An 18,058-nucleotide genomic window follows, 5' to 3' on the forward strand; every position below is an offset into this window, starting at 1 on the left:
GAGAGCGGGTATCGTCTAATCAACATGGTAGCTAGAGTACTCTGCTGATGAAGCAAAAAGCTATTCTTTAATCATTTGGTGCTTCACTAAATAATCATGGGCTACCTTTTGCGGGTCATGTCCTTCTACGTTTACTTGGTAGTTCATCTCACTCATTTCTTCTTCTGTGATTTTATCAGTCAGCGGAGACAGCCATTCTTCCAGTTCAGGATATTCCTTTAGCGTCTCTTCCCTCAGCAACGGAGCTCCCTGATAGGGAGGAAACAGCTGCTTGTTATCTTCCAAAGTAACCAAATCATATTGTTTCAGCTCACTGTCAGTGGAATAAGCATCCACAATATTCACATCACCATTATTGATTGCCTGATAGCGCAGAGAAGGCTCCATCGACTGAACCTCCATTGTCAATCCATAGACGCTTTGAAGTCCCTTATATCCGTCTTCACGGTCAATAAACTCAAGAGTAAAGCCTGCCTTTAGCTGTCCGCTGACCTTTTTCAAATCTTCTATCGTCTTCAAGCCGTTTTCTTCAGCAAAGCTTCTCTTAACAGCTACTGCATAAGTATTTTGATACTTCATCGGTGCCAAATAAGCCAGTTTGTCCTGTTTTGCGATTTCTTCTTTTGCATACGTATAGACCTTCTTCGGATCATTAGATGTATTTGTATTTTCCGGTAAAAATGTTTCCAGTACTGTACCAGTAAATTCAGGATAAATATCAATTTCACCAGATTTTAACGCATTATATAGGAACGTCGTTTTTCCGAAATTCGGTTTTAGCTCTACATGGACATCACTATTTTCTTCAATTAATTCTTTATACATGTTGATGATAATATCAGGTTCAGCACCTAATTTTCCTGCAATAGTTATTGTTTGCTGCTGACCGCCGGCATTAGAATAAATAAATGAACCTCCTAGCAGTGCAAATAATAGCACAAAGGAACCGACAATTCTTTTCACGCTGGACTTTTCCAACAGATGAATTCCGTAATTGAACAGCACTGCCAGAACCGCAGAAGATATTGCCCCAATCAGAATCAGCGAAACATTGTTTCGGTCAATCCCCAGAAGGATGAAGGTTCCCAAACCGCCGGCACCAATCAATGCCGCCAAGGTGGCCGTCCCAATAATCATTACCGCGGCTGTCCGAATCCCTGAAACAATATACGGCAGCGCCAACTGCAATTCAAATTTTATCAGCTTCTCTTTTTTGGTCATTCCAAAGGCTTCTGCCGCTTCTTCTAGAGAAGGGTCAATTTCCGTTAATCCTGTATACGTATTCTGGAGTACCGGAAACAACGCATAGATTACCAGTGCAATGATTGCCGGAGGAGTGCCGATACCAATCAAAGGAATTAGCAGACCTAAAAGAGCTAATGAAGGAATTGTTTGAAAGATTCCAGTAATCTGCAAAATAACTTCTGCAATTTTTTTGTATTTAGTCAGTAAAATTGCCAAAGGTATGGCAATCAAGATAGCAATTAACAAGGATAACAGCGATAGCTGAATATGCTCCAACAATGACTGGAGATACTGATCTTTACGGGATACGAATGTTTCAATCAAATTATTCATCTACCTGCTCACCTGCCTTCAGCCGTTTTTCAAGAAATGCAACAATTGTGTCGGAGGTAACTGCGCCAAGCACTGTTTGATCATTTTTCACAATCAGCCTGCCTTCAACAGCAAGCAGCTCAATTACATCAGTTAAGCTGGTGGCTCCATCAATTTGGCGGACACCAGAATTTCCGGCTGCTTCCAGCAAGCCCATCTCATGTAAATCTGTCGCATTGTAATCAGCTAGTCCCAATGTTCCGTTTTGGAAAAATTGTGCTACAAACTCATTTTCAGGCGCTTTTCTAATTTGTTCAGGCGTATCTACTTGAACAATCTTTCCATCCTTCATGATACAGATTCGATCGCCCAGCAGCATCGCTTCATTCATGTCATGGGTGACAAAAATAATGGTGCTAGCCAGTTCTTTATGCAGCTCCTTAATCAACAGCTGCAGCTGGCTTTTGGAAATGGGGTCCAGTGCACTAAAAGGTTCATCCATCAATATAATATCCGGCTTCGCTGCAATAGCACGTAAAATACCGATACGCTGCTGTTCTCCACCTGAAAGTTCTGCCGGTTTCCTATTCATATATTCTTCAGGAGGCAGTCCTACCTTTTCAAGGAGCTCCTTCGTCCGCTGCCGGCGCTCTTCTTTTTTCCATGCTTTTAGTTCAGGAATCAGTTCAATATTTTCAGCAACTGTCATATTAGGAAATAGAGCAATTTGCTGCAGCACGTAGCCAATACGCAGACGCAGCTCTCTTAAATCATAATCAATCAGCCGTTTTCCTTCAAAATAAATATTCCCATCTGTGGGTTCAATCAGTCGATTAAGCATTTTTAATGTTGTTGTTTTCCCGCTGCCGCTTGGTCCTACCAGGACAAAAAATTCACCGTCTTCAATAGACAGATTGTATTCTGTCAAAACCTGCTGACTACTGTATTCCTTTGATACCTGTTGAAATTCAATCATTCTTCCACCTCTTTTTTCAAAATCAGCTACTATACATTATTTAAGTATACGGCATCCTTTTTCATCTTACGAATATCTTGTTTTTAAAAAAAGAACGTACGTTCTTTTAATGGTCATTTCATTCTAACATTTGTACACAGTAGGATGTCAACCCTGAATTTTAATTTTTTTTTAGGTTATACTATATAAGTACACTGAAAAATAAAGGAGGAGGATACATGCGAAAATCTTTTCAAGATGTATTAATGGCCATTGCGCCTATGACACTGCTGATTATTATCCTGACCTTTGCTTTTGCCCCTTTACCGTGGGAAGATCTGGTCGTTTTTCTGATTGGTGCAGGTATTATGATTATTGGAATGGCACTATTTTTATTTGGAGCCGATCATTCTATGATGGCCGTTGGCGAATTGGTCGGAAAGTTTATGGTTAAGAAGCGAAAGTTGTGGATTATTGTCGGACTCGGCTTTGTCATTGGAATTGTTATCACAATCGCAGAACCATCCGTTCAGGTATTAGGACAACAGGTTAACGAAATTTCAGACGGAGCAATCTCACGCTCCCTGATATTAGCGGTTGTTAGTGTAGGAACAGGAATTTTCCTTGCACTGGCTCTACTACGGGTTGTTTTCAAATTTTCTTATTATAAAATGATGCTGATTGGCTATCTATTTGTTCTAATCGCTTCATTCTTCACCAGTCCGGAATTTATGCCGATTGCCTTTGATTCAGGCGGTGTTACAACCGGGCCCATCACTGTCCCGTTCATTCTTTCCCTAGCTATTGGCGTTACCTCTATGATTAAACAGAAACCACATGAGAATGACAGCTTTGGTATGGTGGGTGTCGCTTCATTAGGTCCCATTCTAGCTGTTATGGCTTTGGGGGTGATCTTCCGATGACGATTATCGAACGCCTATTTACAGGGCTGGATACAGTTATTTGGGAAGTACTGATGGCTGTATCGCCTATCATCATCATTTTTGTAGTATTGAACTTCACTAGTTTCAAACTGCGTAAAAAGCGTTTCGCTAAAATTATGATTGGTTTTCTAATTACGATTGTCGGACTTATTTTGTTCCTTCATGGCGTCAACATCGCATACGTACCTGTTGGACGACATTTAGGAGCATCCTTAGCTGCTTTAGACTACAACTATATTTTGATTCCTCTGGGCTTTTTCATGGGGTTCTTAGTTGGTTTTGCGGAACCGGCTATTCATGTGATGGTAAAAGAGATTGAGAATATCAGCGAGGGGCGAATTCGTAGCAAAATCATGCTGCTGTTTGTTTCCTTCGGCGTCGGTGCAGCCGTTGGTTTGTCTATGTGGCGTCTATTGGCTGGATTTTCTCTCTATTACTTTTTAATTCCAGGTTATATTTTAGTCTTTCTTTTGGGACGCAAAGTGGATAAAATGTTCTTAGCGATGGCCTTTGATAATGGGGGCGTGGCAACTGGACCTATGTGTTCTACGTTTATTTTGTCAATGTGTGTCGCAATCGCCTCTCAGATAGAAGGTCGAGATCCACTGGTTGACGGTTTTGGCGTGGTGGCAATGATTGCTCTGGCACCTATCTTGTCAACACTGGTTTTAGGGTATATTTACAAGAAAAAAGATGACCGTGACCATCAACTGAGACTGGAACGGCAAAGATTAGCAGAAGAAGAGGGGTAGTATAATGAAAAAATTAGTTGCTTTGAATCTTGAACTGATTGTCACGATTGTTGACGGAGGTAATGGTTCTGATGTCATCGACATCACTAAAGAAGCTGGCGCTACAGGAGGAACGATTCTCCATGGACGCGGTGCAGGTGTTCATGACGCCGGACGCTTTTTAGGTATTGATATTGAACCGGAAAAGGATATTGTTCTAACCCTGGTTCCCGAAGCGATGACCAACAAGGTATTAGATGCACTGAGTGTAGAGATGAAAATTTGTCAGCCTGGAAATGGGATTGCTTTTGTTGTTGATCTTGATAAAGTTATCGGAATTTCAAAAATTGCTGAATACAGTAAAGTTGTTGAACTGGACAATCTGCTGGATGAGGACAAAAAATAGCAGCTTAACAAATGCAGTATACAGTTTCAGCCACTTCTTGTGACGGCTGAATTCAGGAAGTCAAGATGAGATTGGGACAAGCTCTGCTGTTTCTCTCTAATTAAACAAAAGAACTGTTCGATACTTAGTTATCCCAGGTTTATCTTGATTTCTTTCATTCTATGGATAGTCTAAAAAAACAGCTGCTCCGTTAAGCGGAGCAGCTGTTTTTTGATTGGAGCTCATTAAAACTATCCATTTGGCGGTTTCAGTTAGATAACAGATAACGGCTGATCAGAAAGCTGAAATACTCTCTTATTCGAACCCTTAGGGAACGATATTCAATAAAGACAATTTTTACAAAAAAAAAGTTTTTATCCCGCTCTATTACCTTTAAATTCAACCCTTGGATTCGACAATAATTTTTTATGTACTTAAATACTTTGTTAAAGCCCTGCTCATTCAAATACTTAGCATCAATCCGCAGTATTGAAAATAAGTTATTGGATGCCAAACAAATGTAGCCGTCTCCGATAACTTCAGGGTCATCTAATTCTTTTGAAAGATAGTTGTCAAACTGCATATCTAGAATCCTTAACGCCTGCTGTAATGCTTTTTTCTCTCTTTCCTGAATATCATTTTTTATAGTTACTACCTTATTCTTAATCATGATTCGTTTAATAACCTTTCTTATTATCCAGATCTGAACATTAGCTATTAGTTTTTAGAGCCATTCCATATCTTGACAAAAATACTAGTCTATCTTTGACAGATACTTTAAATCTATTACATCTATTCTACGTTTTCAATCATAATGAATGTTTTTTAATTAATAAAATAGATAAATAAAACACAGTCATTAACTGACAAAATGATTAGAAGATAACCAGAATATTTTAAATAAACGTTATATAATTCAGCAAAACGCTACTATCCTTTCTCATACTTAACTTTTTACTGGCTTTAGAAAAAATCACAGTCTACATACCAAGCTCCTGAATTTGAATTTCTTGCAAAATAGAGACGCCCATTACTGACAATATTTAAATTAGCTTTTTCGTCGGAAGATATCTGAAAAGCAAAATCAAAGCCCTCGGGAAAACCTAAATGTCCTTGTATATAAGAACCGTAGCCGCCAACTTTTGTTTCATAATGATGCACTGCTATATCTTCTTCGTAATCAACTTCTTCTTGCTCTTCCAATAATAAAATTTCATCAGAAATATCAGTTGGTATATCAGCAGAATCCCACATAGGACGATCCTCTTCTACTAAATGAACAGACATTGGACAGGGCTTGATAAATGAATCTTCATTTTTATAATCAGTAAAAATCAACTTATTTAAGTATGCATATTCGCGAATACAAAAATAACTTATTAAATTCTCTCCAACTGGTTTAAAATTTAAAGAAATAAATACTGAAATCAGTTTAACTGCTTTCAGCGAGTCTGGTACATAGGGCAGTGCCTCGAGATTAATTTGCAGTAACGGAATCATTTTTATACCATTTTCATCCACCGGCAGCTGCTCCTGCTGTAAAGAATAAGGTACCGCACCTATCCAATGCTCTTCCAGCAAGTGTGTAGGTCTGAAGCCTCCCGTCTTGAACACCACAGCTTTTTTATTTAATTTTATTCTTATCTCTTCTACATTCATCTGTTTTAACCTCCTAATTCTTAATGAGAACCCAGCTAATATGTCCCTCTCCAAAAAAGATTAAAATGATATTTCTATTTTCTGTGTTTATCAGCGAGAAAAAACCAGGTATCGCACTTATAAATATGACCTCTGACAATTTCAAAGCTTCGCTTGTACAAACTACGTTACTTTCTCTATCAAAAGCAAGCTGTTGTCTCCCGAAGGATCTCCCTTCCTCTACAGCCATTGCTCCCCTATTTTCCGGATTATTTGAGCTTTATCCACGCAGCCACTATACTATCATTATAACAAGAAAGGAGAATATCTATGGCTATTTTAGAAGAGTACCTTAGCAAAATTGATCAGCCAAAAGAACGAGCTACAATGACTGTTCTTTTGGCTTGGATTACAAAGCAGTACCCAAGCCTGGTTCCTGTCATAAAATGGAATCAGCCAATGTTTACAGACCACGGAACCTTTATTATTGGATTCAGTATCTCTAAAAAACATTTTTCTATTTCTCCAGAAGTGAAAACCTTGAAGCAATTTAAAGAAGAAATTGAACAAGCTGGTTATGACCATACTGAAAATATCATTAGAGTCAACTGGGCTCAGGATATCAATTATGACTTATTAAAAAAATTGATTGATTTTAATATAGCTGACAAAGCAGACTTTACCAAGTTTTGGAGATAGCGTTCGCGACAGAAGAAAGTTGCTTTCAAAGCTAAAGTGTCCTGCATTTACTCCAAATCTGTTTTTTTAGATTCTTTATGTATAAATAACAGATTAAGCGTCAAATGAACAATCACTGGAATCATTTAAATAAAACAGAGAGCACGGACATAAATACATGTCCGACTCTCTGTTTTCGCTAATTTTCGAATAAATAATACTATGGAAACACTCGTCAGTATCCCACAGCGGCAAGTAACCGCAGAAACACATAGCCCAGCCTTTCAAATGATTTACTTGGAACCGCAATAAACCTCCAAATGCTGCGGAAGTACCTTAAAATGCAGGGGTAGCTCAGGTCCTTCATCTCCATCTACACTGGGATGCAGTTCAACTTCTTCTTTTACAAATAGACTACCTTCTGTAAAAGGCTGATAGCCAATTGTTTCACTAGTATGGTCAATCCCCTTTAAAATATCCGGTACACTTTTGATTGTGTCTGTAATTGTCTGATCTTTCAAATAAAGCAGATAAAGCTTACCGTCATTCGGCTTCGCTTCTGGCACAACACGTTCATAACCCCCAACTGTCTGGGTTAAAACAACGACAACCGTACTGCTTTCAATTAATTTCTTTTCACCGTCTATTTCCAATGAAAAATGATAGCTGTCATTATTTAGAACCTGCTTAAAGCCTGAAATGAAATAAGCCAATTTTCCAAGCTTCGTCTTTTCTTCAACATCTACATCACTGATTGCTTCTGGAATACTGCCGGCAGCAACAATATTGGTAAAATAGACATCATTGACCTTGCCAACATCTAATTGGATTCTATTTTTCAGATTTAGCTCTTTAATTGCTTCCTCCGGTTCCATCGAAATATTTAAAGAACGGGCTAAGTCATTTACTGTCCCTAAAGGAAAGAAACCGAACTTTGGCCGATAATCTTGTTCAGCTAAACCATTGATTACCTCATTCACGGTTCCATCACCACCCATGGCAAACACACTATCCGCTTTTTCCAGAACTGCCTGTCTGGCAAATTCCGTTGCGTCGCCGCTTCCTTCTGTATGCTGTACCTCAACATGATCAAACAAACTCGTCAGCTTCTCATAAGCCAATTGTTCATATTTCTTCGCCTCTTCATTACCAGAACTGGGATTTACAATTAATACAGCTTTTTTCATTTTCACACTCTCCATTTCTGTCTCTAGCTATTTTCAGTATAGCAGGAAGCAGAATGTTTCATGAATGAATATGCTTGAATTTTTGTGAGCTAAACATCCATTTTCTTCTAGATTGAATACCATATTTCTAATTGCTACATCGAATAAATGATGATACCATCAGAAGCATTAGAAGAAAATGAACTGAGACTAGAGAAACCTAAGCTATCTCAAATACAGAGCTGTATTTGAGATATTAAAAAACAACAAAGGATGAACTGATGAAAAAGAAGGAATTTATCGTACAGGATTTATTGAGCAAAATTTATCAAGATCATTTCGAGAGTGGTAAACTACCGAATCAGCGGACGCTTGCAGCTACTTATCAGGTTTCCCGTTTTACTATTCAGGAGGCTATTAAAAATCTGCAGGAAATTGGCGTAGTTTATACTGTGCAAGGTTCAGGAATTTATATTCAGGAACGCTTGAAGAAAAATCCGTTAATTTTTAATTCATTAACTAGAACACCTTATGACCGCATTAGCTCCAAGCTGCTTTCTCTTGAAAAGCGATTATCTACATCAGAAGAAGAACAAATATTTCAATTAGAGGAAACACAAGAAATCTGGGTGTTCGAAAGGGCTCGTATTGTCGACTATTCTTTTGAACAAATTGAGCTGTCAAAAATGCCGGCAGCTTTATTTCCTGACCTTTCAAGAAAACATGTAGAGCATTCCATTCAGGAATATGTGGAAAAGAAAGGTTTTCGCATCTCTCACTACATCACCAGCTATACACCGACAACTATTTCACGAAATCAGTCTGAGCTTTTACTATGTAAAAAAGGAACGCCGGCTATGCTGATTCAAAACCGCTGTCTGTTGGAGGACGGGCGTGTCTTCGAATATAGCGAGATTACTGCCATTGATTACACCTGTACTTATATCCGACCCTTTGACAGAGAAATTCATGAAGCAAGAAACAGCTGAGCCCGGTAATGACTCAGCTGTCTCTTCATTTTATTTACGGCGTCACAATCGTTCCATCCGGCGTGCGGCTCTGTGTCCATTCATGGGGACGATACTCCGCAGGATAATCCAGCGCTGCTGCCTCATCAAAAGAAACACCAATACCTGCTTCTTCGATTGGGTAGAAATAGCCTTTCTTAGCTGCAGGTGTCTTATCAAACAAACGCAGCGTGTTTTCAGGAACCGGAATATTTTCCTGTATTGCAGCATTATGAAGATGGATGTTCAAGTGCGTATTAACCGCCAACCCTACCGGAGTAATATCTGACGGTGTATGCCAAGCCATCCGAACACCCATCGCTTCACAAAAATGAGCTAGTTTTATTGCCGGGGTGATACCGCCTATCTGGGATACATGGACTCGCATAAAATCAATTTGGCGGTTGATAATCAGCTGCTTCCACTCCATCGGATTATTAAAGAGCTCGCCTGATGCAATCGGAGTGGTCGACTGACTGCGCAGCTGGGACAGCCATTCATTTTGAGTAGGCGGAAGAATGTCCTCCAGAAAGAATAATTGATATTCTTCAGCTGCCTTAGCAAACTGCAATGCCTGATTTGGGTGAAGACGTTCATGAACATCATGAAGCATCTGAAAGCTGTTTCCATAAGTCTCTCTGACTGCCTGGAACATTTTCAAAGTAGTATCCATATACTGCTGCTGATCAAAGTAGGAGCCTGACAGCGGACTGTCCGGCGTGTTCAACCTAGTCGGGCTGCCACCATAAAAGCCCAGCTGGCAGCGGATATATTGATACCCCTCCTGACGTATACGATTAATCTCTTCAAAAAGCGCCGGCAAATCCTCTGCAACAGCATGTGTATATGCTGGAATTGCTGTCCGTGCCTTTCCACCCAGCAGCTGGTATAGAGGCATTTCTGCCAGCTTTCCTTTAATATCCCACAAAGCCATGTCAACTCCGGAAATTGCATTATTGATAACCGGTCCATTGCGCCAATATGCGTTAACATGCATCACCTGCCACAGGTCTTCAATCTCATTGGCATCTCGTCCAATCAACAGGGGCTTCAAATACTCATCAATCATTGTTTTCACAGCCAGCGGACGAAACTGGAAGGTTGCACAGCCTAATCCGTGGATATCTTTATTGGTCTCAAGTTTTACAACAACAAGATTATGCCGGTCTGGTTTAATTGCAAAGCTTTTTACATCCGTAATAATTGTTGGTGTCATTTATCATCATCCTTGTCATCGTGTTTGTCTTACAGAAGCTATTGAACCACGCAGAAACAGCCTTTGTCAATTTGGACTGAATAATGTCCTGAAAACAACATAAAAACAGTCCAATTCACAATAAAACCAACCATAAACGCCTTTAAATAAGCATTTTTATACAATGAACTGTTTTTTAGGACTGGTTTTCAAAAATTAAATTCCATGCTATCATCAAATTTGTAAACGGAATCAATCGGCCGAAAGAAATCTAGTAAAAAGGATGATTAGATGAAATATGAACAAGCCATTACTCAAATAATTCAAGGGGTCGGCGGAAAAGAAAACATCAACAATGCTTGGCACTGTATGACTCGCCTCCGCTTCAATCTGAAAGACAAAGAAAAAATTGATTATGCCGCTCTGGAAAAAATTTCTGGTGTGGTTGGTACAAAATATCAAAGCGATCAGCTTCAAATTGTGATTGGCACAGCTGTTGCTGACTACTATCAGACTCTAGCCAAAATACTGGGCTTAGATAGCGAGCGGCAAGAAACAGCTAATGGTGAAAAAAAGGGACTAGTATCTCTGTTTATGGATACAGTCTCCGGTGTTTTCGGACCAATTGTTCCAGCTATCGCTGGTGCAGGTATGATTAAAGGGCTGATTGCTGGTTTAGCTGCACTTAATCTAATTTCAGCAGAATCACCTACTTACATCGTCATCAACATGTTAGCCAGTGGTGTTTTCACCTTTCTACCTTTTTTTGTAGCTGCTTCAGCTGCTAAGATTTTTAGAACAAATCAATACTTGGCTATTGCCATTGCTGCGACGCTTCAATTTCCAACGATGACTGAAGCATTGACGCAGGGAGATGTCTCCCAATTCCTTGTTTTTGGTTTTTTGCCTGTACCTGTTTTCAATTACGCTGGAACTGTAATCCCCATTATTTTTTCGATCTTATGTCTAAGTTATATCTATCGTTGGGTGGATAAAATATTGCCGGAAGTCCTTCGGACAGTTTTTACTCCTACACTCTCTCTTTTTGTTTCCGGATTGCTGGCACTCGTTGTTATTGGACCAGCCGGCATTCATTTAGGCAATCTTTTAGCTGACGGCGTCAGCTGGTTATTCTCCATTTCGCCAGTTCTTGCCGGAATCATTGTAGGTGCAATTCGCCCAATTGCCATTTTAACAGGTCTTCACCATGCAATGACGCCTATCGCCTTACAGAATTTTGCGAATCAAGGCTACGATATGCTGATGCCCATGATGTTTATGGCAAATATGGCAATCACAGGAGCTGCTGCGGCAATGTATACTAAAGTAAAATCCAAAGAAGAAAAATCAATTATTATTTCTTCTGCAGTATCTGGTTTATTAGGAATTACAGAGCCGGCCTTGTTTGGTGTTTTAACCAAGTATAAAAAAGCGTTTTTTGCAGCAACTATCGGCAGTTCCGTTGCTTCAGCATTTATCAGCTTCTTTGGCGTTCGAATTTACGGCTACATTTTATCCAGTATTTTCAGCCTGCCGGCATATATTGGAGAATATTTCATTTTTGCTGTATTAGGGATTGTGATTGCTTTGGGCACTTCTTTTGCCATCGCTTACTTCCTAGTACCGAAAGAAGCTGCTGACAACGGCAGCTTCACTAATGAAATTGAGTTGACTGCTGTTACAGATGGTCAGTACATTCCTTTAGAAGATGTTAATGATTCTGTTTTTTCAAGTAAAATGGTCGGCGACGGCTATGCCATGAAGTCTCTTTCAGGGGAAGTTTTCTCACCAGTTACTGGAAAAGTAACGTCCATCTTCCCAACTAAACACGCCATAGGTATTACCACAGATAATGGTCTTGACGTTCTGATTCATATGGGAATTGACACAGTCAGCCTAAACGGCAATGGCTTTCAGCTTTTCGTCACAGAAGGACAGCATGTAGCTGCCAACACAAAAATTGCCTATATGGATTTAGATATCCTGAATAAGAAAGCGAAGGATACCTCAATTATTGTTGTCGTAACCAACATGGACAAAGTCGCCCGTTTTGCTGGAGATTATCAGCTTGAAGGCCACCATCAGCCTGGTGCTCCGATGGAAAAGGTTGTTCTTATCTAAAAATAGGTATTGAAAATTTATACTCAATCAAAAAGGTCTCAGCGAACATGTTGCAATTCGCTGGGACCTTTTTAGATAATAATGGATTAGCTCTGTCGGCTCTTTCGTATATTTTTTATTCTAGTTACACTTCTCAAAAATTGTGTTCATAATTGGACTGCTTTGCTTAAATAACATGCCCTTTTCCGTACGCTATTTTGCCAGACGATACATTGCATCGGCATAAATTGCTGCTGCCCGGAACAAATCGTCCAGTTCCATAAATTCATTTGCCTGATGCATAGTATCAGTGTAGCCAGGGAACATCGCGCCATAGGCTACCCCGCGCTTCAGTAAACGGCCATATGTTCCGCCGCCAATAATCTTTTCTGAGCCTTTTTCTCCTGTATGATCTTCATAAACCTTCAACAGCGTTTCTACCAACGGATCGTCCACAGGAACATAATGAGGCTCTTGATTACGGTCATCCTGAACGATTTCAACACCGTCAACTCCAATTGATTGCTGCACACCGGATTTCAACTCTTCCACAGTTGTCCCTTTAGGATAGCGGAAGTTCAAGCTAATCTTGTTGCCTTCCGTGCTTTCTTCTTCAAAAACAAACAAGCCAGCGTTCATTGTCAGACGGCCCATCTTCTCATCCTCATAGGCTACTCCTAATTTTTCTCCATAAAAATCTTCATGGATGTGTGCTGCTGTATTAAGGAATGTTTTTCCATCACCTGCAAAATCATAGTCATTTAAAAATACAGCTAAAAAGGTTGCCGCATTAATTCCAGACTGAGGACTTGCCCCATGAGCACCTTTACCAACAATTGTAAGCCCAGCTGTATTTCCAGCTGCTGTAAATGAACCGCTAATCGGCTGTTTGTCAACAAACGCTTCAAATGCTTCTTTCATAGCAATCAACTCTTCAGCTGTTTCAGTTAAAATTGCCGCTTCAGCTGTTCCTGGAACCATGTTTATCCGTAAACCAGAATGGAAGCTGACCAGTTTCGTTTTTCCAGTATTGGAACCATTGAAATGCGCATACAAGGTTGCATTACCTTTTTCGCCATTGATAATTGGAAATTCAGCATCTGGAGAAAAACCAAAATCAGGTGCTTCTTCATGCTGGAAATAGTAATCCATATCTCCCCAGCCGCTTTCCTCATCGCTTCCTACAACAAAACGAATTTTCTTAGACAACGGCAGCCCAAGCTCTTTAATAATTTTCAAACCATAGTATGCTGCCATACTTGGTCCTTTGTCATCACTTGATCCACGGGCAAAGATTTTACCATCCTTAATCACTGGTTCGTAAGGATCTGTATCCCAGCCATCTCCAGCAGGCACAACGTCCATGTGTCCAAAGATACCTAAAGTTTCGTCTCCTTCACCATACTCAATATGTCCAGCATAATTATCGACGTTTTTAACAGTGAAGCCGTCCCGTACACCATAGTCCAGCATGTGTTCCAGAGCCGCTTTAGGTCCGGGACCAAAAGGAGCATCCTTCGTCACTTGATTGTCGTCTCTCTCACTGTTAATACGCAATAAGTTCTGTAAGTCTTCAAGAAGCGCTTCTTTGCGTTCTTCCACTTCTTTTTGCCAATTGATTGTCATCCTCAGTCACTCCTAATATAATATTCTACCTTCCCATCATACCATTATCCTTCATAAAAATAAAAAGGTGCCGCCGCATTTTATTTTTTTCTAATACTGTTTCTTTCGCTATAATAAACTTGTAAAAGAAAAGGAGGGAGCTTGTGAAACAGCTATCCAGAGAAATTTTGCCCCAAGTCATCCGGCAAAGACCAGAAGACAGCCATAAAGGAACCTACGGACGGGTTGTTTTAATCGGAGGAAACAGCCAATACGGCGGAGCCATCATCATGAGCGCACAGGCCGCAGTTGCCTCTGGTGCAGGTCTGACTACGGTCATTACTGAGGAAAAAAACCATGCACCCCTGCACGCCCGTTTGCCGGAAGCCATGGTTATCAACTGGTACGATCTTGAATTAGTTAAGACAGCTTTAGATACAGCCGATGTTGTATTAATCGGTCCTGGTCTAGGCTTAGAGAATCATAGTCGAAAGCTGTTGCGGTTTGTCTTGCGAAATCAGCTGGAAAATCAGTGGGTAATTATCGATGGTTCTGCTATTACGCTGCTTGCCGATATGGCAGTTTCTTTGAATCATCCGGAGCAGATTATCCTTACACCTCATCAAAAGGAGTGGGAAAGAATCAGCGGTCTTCCCCTTGCTAAACAAACTGATGAAAATAATCAGCTCACCCAGCAGAAGCTGCAAGCCTCAATCGTAGTTAAAAGTCATCGCACTCGAATTTACACGTCTCATAATTCATACTTAAATACAATCGGAACACCAGCAATGGCTACAGGCGGTATGGGAGATACTTTAGCTGGAATTATTGCCAGCTTTATTGCTCAGTTTGATGCCAAAGAGCACGCTCTTTGCGCGGCCGTTTATCTCCATAGCCTGATTGGAGAAGAGTTGGGAAAAGACAGCTATGTCGTCCTGCCAACAAGCATCTCCACACACCTGTCTTCCTATATGAAGCGATATGAACAAACTTCAGAGAAATAAAAAATGTGACAGTGCAGCCAAGATACAAGGCACACTGTCACATTTCAAAATCTAATAAACGGCAGCCAAATGCTGTAGCACTGATCCCATCTCGAAAATATCAGCTGTTAAAAAAGATTGTACTAAGAGTTGATGCTTTTGAAATTCGGTATTTTATCACAGCCCAGCTATTAGCTAAAATACTGCTATTTTCCCTCGAAATCCGGGTCTAAAAGCTGATATTCTTTATTTGTCAGCGGTCGGTAATTCCCTAAATCAAGGCTATCATCTAATATCAGCCGTCCCATTCTGAGACGTTTTAAATACACCACTTTTTTATCCACTGCTTCAAACATGCGCTTCACCTGATGAAATTTCCCTTCCTGAATGACTAGGCGAATCTCTGTTTCCCCTAATTTTTCATCCAGCTGATCGATAAACAGCTGACTAGGCTTCACTGCCTCGCCGTTTTTCAACTGAAAACCTTCTGCAAACTGTTTTACATCCGCTTCAGTGACGATTCCGGAAATACGGGCAAAATACTCTTTATCCACATGTTTTTTTGGCGATAGCAAACGATGTGCCAGCTGGCCATCGTTGGTCAAAACCAATAGTCCTTCTGTATCCTTGTCCAGACGTCCAACGGGAAAAATATCTTCCCTGAAATCTGCATCGGACAACAGGTCAACGACCGTTTCATCATATTTATCTTCTGTGGCTGAAATAACCCCTTGCGGCTTGTTCAGCATGTAGTAATAGTATTTCTGATAGTGCAGCTCTTCACCGTTGTATGCTACCTTATCCATAAGCTCATCGACCTTTAGCTTACCGTCCTTCACCATTTTCCCATCAACTGTAATCGCTCCTTGTTTTAACAGTTTTTTTACATCTTTTCGGCTGCCGCAGCCTGTATCTGATAAAAATTTATCCAAACGCATCATATCTTCTTTACCTCCTGCTTCATACAAACCGCCCTGCATTTTCTTAAAAAAATGTTGGTCCGGGAAATTACTCTCGAACCAACATGACTTTTTATTTTATTTTAACTTTGCTGCGCAAACCATTCACATTTTTTCCAAGCAGGCGATCTGCCAGCCGTATTTTCAAGGTTAGGTAGCCATATACAGCAACCCCTACCGCTGCTACCAGCAAGACAATAACAAAGGCCTGAACCTTACGATCCGGACTTAAAAATAAGTAGAGAACCTGTCTTGTAAGAAAGGCTGCCGCCACCATAATCAAGCTAATAATAAAGATCAGCAAGCTGCGACGCATAACTAAGCCTAAATTAAATCGGGACATCTCTTTGATTTTTCGAACAATCAGGAAAATTGATACGCTGAAACCAATCATTGTCGCAATTAGTGGGCCATAAACCTCAAATAGACGAATACAAGGATATTGAACCAACAGCTTCACGACAAAGCCAATACCAAAGAATTTAATTGCTGCCCGATTTCCATACATTCCCATCAGCATATTTGAAACCAGCATATATAAGCCTAAAAACAGCCCGGCGTAACAGGCTTGTACCAACACATTTGTTCCCAGATTATCTGTTCGGTAAAACAACGTATAAAGAGGGCGTGCCAAGACAATCATACCAAAAGTAGACGGCAGCATAACAAATGTAAACAGCTGGAGATTATTGCTGATTAGCTTAGATAACCCCCGATAGTTTTTCAAAGTTACTGCTTCGGTAATTAAAGGTAAACCAGTTGACGCGATAGATGTGGCCAGCGCAATCACGACCATCGTAAGCTTGTCAGGATTGGCATTAAAAATACCGAAAAGCTCTCTCAGCTGCGTATCAGAATAGGTTGTAAAGGAGCGCATAAAGTTTGAGAAGGTGAACTGGTCAACCAACTTGAAAACCGTGACTCCTGATCCAACAATAATAAACGGAATTGCCTCTTTAAACGTCTCAATTAAAAGATCCTGTGGTGATACTTTGTGCTTATTGGCACTATGCTCTTCCAGATAGTCGAACATCGGCTTTTGCTTATGCATATAAAAATACAGAACTAAGAAGCTGACAATCATTCCGATAAATGCGGCAAAAGTAGATTGTGTTACTGCATCCACATAATTGCCGTCCAACACCTTCATAATGATAAAGGCTGTTAGCAGCATGTAGAAGACCCGGGCAATTTGCTCTACAATTTGTGACAATGCAAAAGGCATCATGTCCTGATTTCCTTGGAAATAGCCTCTGATGACACTCATGGAAGGAAATACAAGTACTGCCAGACTAAGCGAACGCATTGTCGGTATCAGTTCTTCCCCGCCGCCAGACCATTTTGCTAAAAATGGAGAGGCAAGATACATCACTAGTGCAAAAACAGCGCCTAAAACAGCCATCATCTGCAGTGCTTTGTAAAAAAGCTGCCGGCTGATTTTGTATTCATTCATGGAATTGTAATGGGCTGTCTGCTTCGCTATTGCCGCCGGAATTCCAGCAGTGGAAATCAGCAGGAACAGAGAATAGACCGTATAGCCCATGGAAAACAGGCTGTTGGCCTCATCCCCATGCTCTCCCATCCAGGCGTACCATGGTATGATATAAACCGCTCCTAATAAGCGGGAAATGATATTGCTTGCTGTCATCCAGGCCGATCCCTTAACCATCTTCTCCTGATTGGTTAAAACCGGCTGTTCTACAGACCCTGGTTGATTAATCATTTACTCCTCCAACTTTCTTAGACATACTCCCTTTATTTTAATTGTAAAATCAAGGATATGCAATGAATTTATAGAATAATTCTTGGATGTCTTAGAATTCTCCCCCGAGAAAGTGACAACTGCGTCATTTTGCGCAGCTTCCAGTTATTTAAACAAACAAAAAATACAAATCTTTTATCTGTTGAATCCATATTTACTACCCAATACTAGTCAACCTGTTTTCACTAAAAACGTCAAGCTGTGTCCTTCATTATTACAACTATTTTAACGTTTCTCAACGAGAATTTTAGAGGTACAGCAGCTGCCGCAAATTAAGTTGATTCAATTTCATTTTAAATACCTTTCCTAAAGAAACTATAGTTTCCTCAAAAATAGTAAAAAGCACAACAGACAGGCTGCCCCTACATTGGCGAAAAGATATATTCCAAAGAC

General features: G+C 40.3%; 16 protein-coding genes. 7 read left to right on the top strand and 9 right to left on the bottom strand.

The features are described 5' to 3' along the window. Window positions 1-60: 60 nt before the first annotated feature. Entirely contained in the window at window positions 61-1,578 is a 1,518-nt protein-coding gene (locus tag ACPWSO_RS14255; RefSeq protein WP_426084248.1) for an ABC transporter permease/substrate-binding protein, read from the bottom strand. After that, window positions 1,571-2,533 carry an ABC transporter ATP-binding protein gene (locus tag ACPWSO_RS14260; RefSeq protein ID WP_426084249.1) on the bottom strand — a complete coding sequence of 321 codons (963 nt, stop codon included), beginning with the start codon at window positions 2,531-2,533 and terminating at the stop codon, window positions 1,571-1,573. Before ACPWSO_RS14260 ends, ACPWSO_RS14255 begins: the two co-directional genes overlap by 8 nt. Window positions 2,534-2,751: 218 nt before the next feature. Here ACPWSO_RS14260 and ACPWSO_RS14265 point away from each other — a divergent pair, with 218 nt between their 5' ends. Genes ACPWSO_RS14265 through ACPWSO_RS14275 form a run of 3 tightly spaced genes read left to right on the top strand, consistent with a single transcriptional unit; the run spans window position 2,752 to window position 4,593 of the window. After that, complete coding sequence (locus ACPWSO_RS14265) at window positions 2,752-3,435, top strand: DUF1538 domain-containing protein (protein ID WP_426084250.1); 684 nt, start codon at window positions 2,752-2,754, stop codon at window positions 3,433-3,435. Beyond that, window positions 3,432-4,208 (top strand): DUF1538 domain-containing protein, encoded by a 777-nt coding sequence (locus tag ACPWSO_RS14270; protein WP_426084251.1) that lies wholly within the window; start codon window positions 3,432-3,434, stop codon window positions 4,206-4,208. The genes ACPWSO_RS14265 and ACPWSO_RS14270 overlap by 4 nt, the downstream gene beginning before the upstream one ends. Before the next feature lie 4 nt (window positions 4,209-4,212). Beyond that, complete coding sequence (locus ACPWSO_RS14275; RefSeq protein ID WP_426084252.1) at window positions 4,213-4,593, top strand: P-II family nitrogen regulator; 381 nt, start codon at window positions 4,213-4,215, stop codon at window positions 4,591-4,593. Window positions 4,594-4,840: 247 nt separating this feature from the next. Here the strand turns inward: ACPWSO_RS14275 and ACPWSO_RS14280 are convergent, their stop codons facing one another. Both ACPWSO_RS14280 and ACPWSO_RS14285 read right to left on the bottom strand, forming a co-directional pair. Continuing rightward, complete coding sequence (locus tag ACPWSO_RS14280; protein ID WP_426084253.1) at window positions 4,841-5,242, bottom strand: hypothetical protein; 402 nt, start codon at window positions 5,240-5,242, stop codon at window positions 4,841-4,843. 293 nt (window positions 5,243-5,535) lie between these two features. Beyond that, window positions 5,536-6,231 (bottom strand): DUF1963 domain-containing protein, encoded by a 696-nt coding sequence (locus ACPWSO_RS14285; protein ID WP_426084254.1) that lies wholly within the window; start codon window positions 6,229-6,231, stop codon window positions 5,536-5,538. 309 nt (window positions 6,232-6,540) lie between these two features. Here ACPWSO_RS14285 and ACPWSO_RS14290 point away from each other — a divergent pair, with 309 nt between their 5' ends. Continuing rightward, window positions 6,541-6,909, top strand: coding sequence for an iron chaperone (locus tag ACPWSO_RS14290; RefSeq protein ID WP_426084255.1), 369 nt, complete (start codon window positions 6,541-6,543; stop codon window positions 6,907-6,909). A gap of 272 nt (window positions 6,910-7,181) precedes the next feature. Here the strand turns inward: ACPWSO_RS14290 and ACPWSO_RS14295 are convergent, their stop codons facing one another. Further along, entirely contained in the window at window positions 7,182-8,075 is an 894-nt protein-coding gene (locus ACPWSO_RS14295; RefSeq protein ID WP_426084256.1) for a diacylglycerol/lipid kinase family protein, read from the bottom strand. 260 nt (window positions 8,076-8,335) lie between these two features. Between ACPWSO_RS14295 and ACPWSO_RS14300 the strand changes: the two genes are divergently transcribed. Further along, a complete protein-coding gene (locus ACPWSO_RS14300; protein ID WP_426084257.1) occupies window positions 8,336-9,043 on the top strand; it encodes a GntR family transcriptional regulator in 708 nt (235 codons plus the stop codon). A 34-nt stretch (window positions 9,044-9,077) separates the two neighbouring features. Here ACPWSO_RS14300 and ACPWSO_RS14305 read toward each other — a convergent pair whose 3' ends face one another. After that, window positions 9,078-10,277 carry an enolase C-terminal domain-like protein gene (locus ACPWSO_RS14305; protein WP_426084258.1) on the bottom strand — a complete coding sequence of 400 codons (1,200 nt, stop codon included), beginning with the start codon at window positions 10,275-10,277 and terminating at the stop codon, window positions 9,078-9,080. 270 nt (window positions 10,278-10,547) lie between these two features. Here ACPWSO_RS14305 and ACPWSO_RS14310 point away from each other — a divergent pair, with 270 nt between their 5' ends. Then, window positions 10,548-12,377 carry a glucose PTS transporter subunit IIA gene (locus tag ACPWSO_RS14310; RefSeq protein WP_426084259.1) on the top strand — a complete coding sequence of 610 codons (1,830 nt, stop codon included), beginning with the start codon at window positions 10,548-10,550 and terminating at the stop codon, window positions 12,375-12,377. Between the two features lie 192 nt (window positions 12,378-12,569). Here the strand turns inward: ACPWSO_RS14310 and pepV are convergent, their stop codons facing one another. Next, window positions 12,570-13,982: a dipeptidase PepV gene (gene pepV / locus ACPWSO_RS14315; protein ID WP_426084260.1), complete on the bottom strand. Its 1,413-nt coding sequence runs from the start codon at window positions 13,980-13,982 to the stop codon at window positions 12,570-12,572. A gap of 143 nt (window positions 13,983-14,125) precedes the next feature. On the opposite strand from pepV, the gene ACPWSO_RS14320 reads away from it, so the two are divergent. Beyond that, window positions 14,126-14,965, top strand: coding sequence for an NAD(P)H-hydrate dehydratase (locus ACPWSO_RS14320; RefSeq protein ID WP_426084261.1), 840 nt, complete (start codon window positions 14,126-14,128; stop codon window positions 14,963-14,965). A gap of 185 nt (window positions 14,966-15,150) precedes the next feature. Here ACPWSO_RS14320 and ACPWSO_RS14325 read toward each other — a convergent pair whose 3' ends face one another. Beyond that, complete coding sequence (locus ACPWSO_RS14325; protein ID WP_426084313.1) at window positions 15,151-15,882, bottom strand: pseudouridine synthase; 732 nt, start codon at window positions 15,880-15,882, stop codon at window positions 15,151-15,153. A gap of 94 nt (window positions 15,883-15,976) precedes the next feature. Further along, window positions 15,977-17,626, bottom strand: a complete 1,650-nt coding sequence (locus ACPWSO_RS14330) for a putative polysaccharide biosynthesis protein (protein WP_426084262.1) — start codon at window positions 17,624-17,626, stop codon at window positions 15,977-15,979. Window positions 17,627-18,058: the final 432 nt, after the last annotated feature.

Origin of the sequence: Enterococcus sp. LJL51 (assembly GCF_049894025.1) — a bacterium.
Taxonomy (GTDB): domain Bacteria; phylum Bacillota; class Bacilli; order Lactobacillales; family Enterococcaceae; genus Enterococcus_L.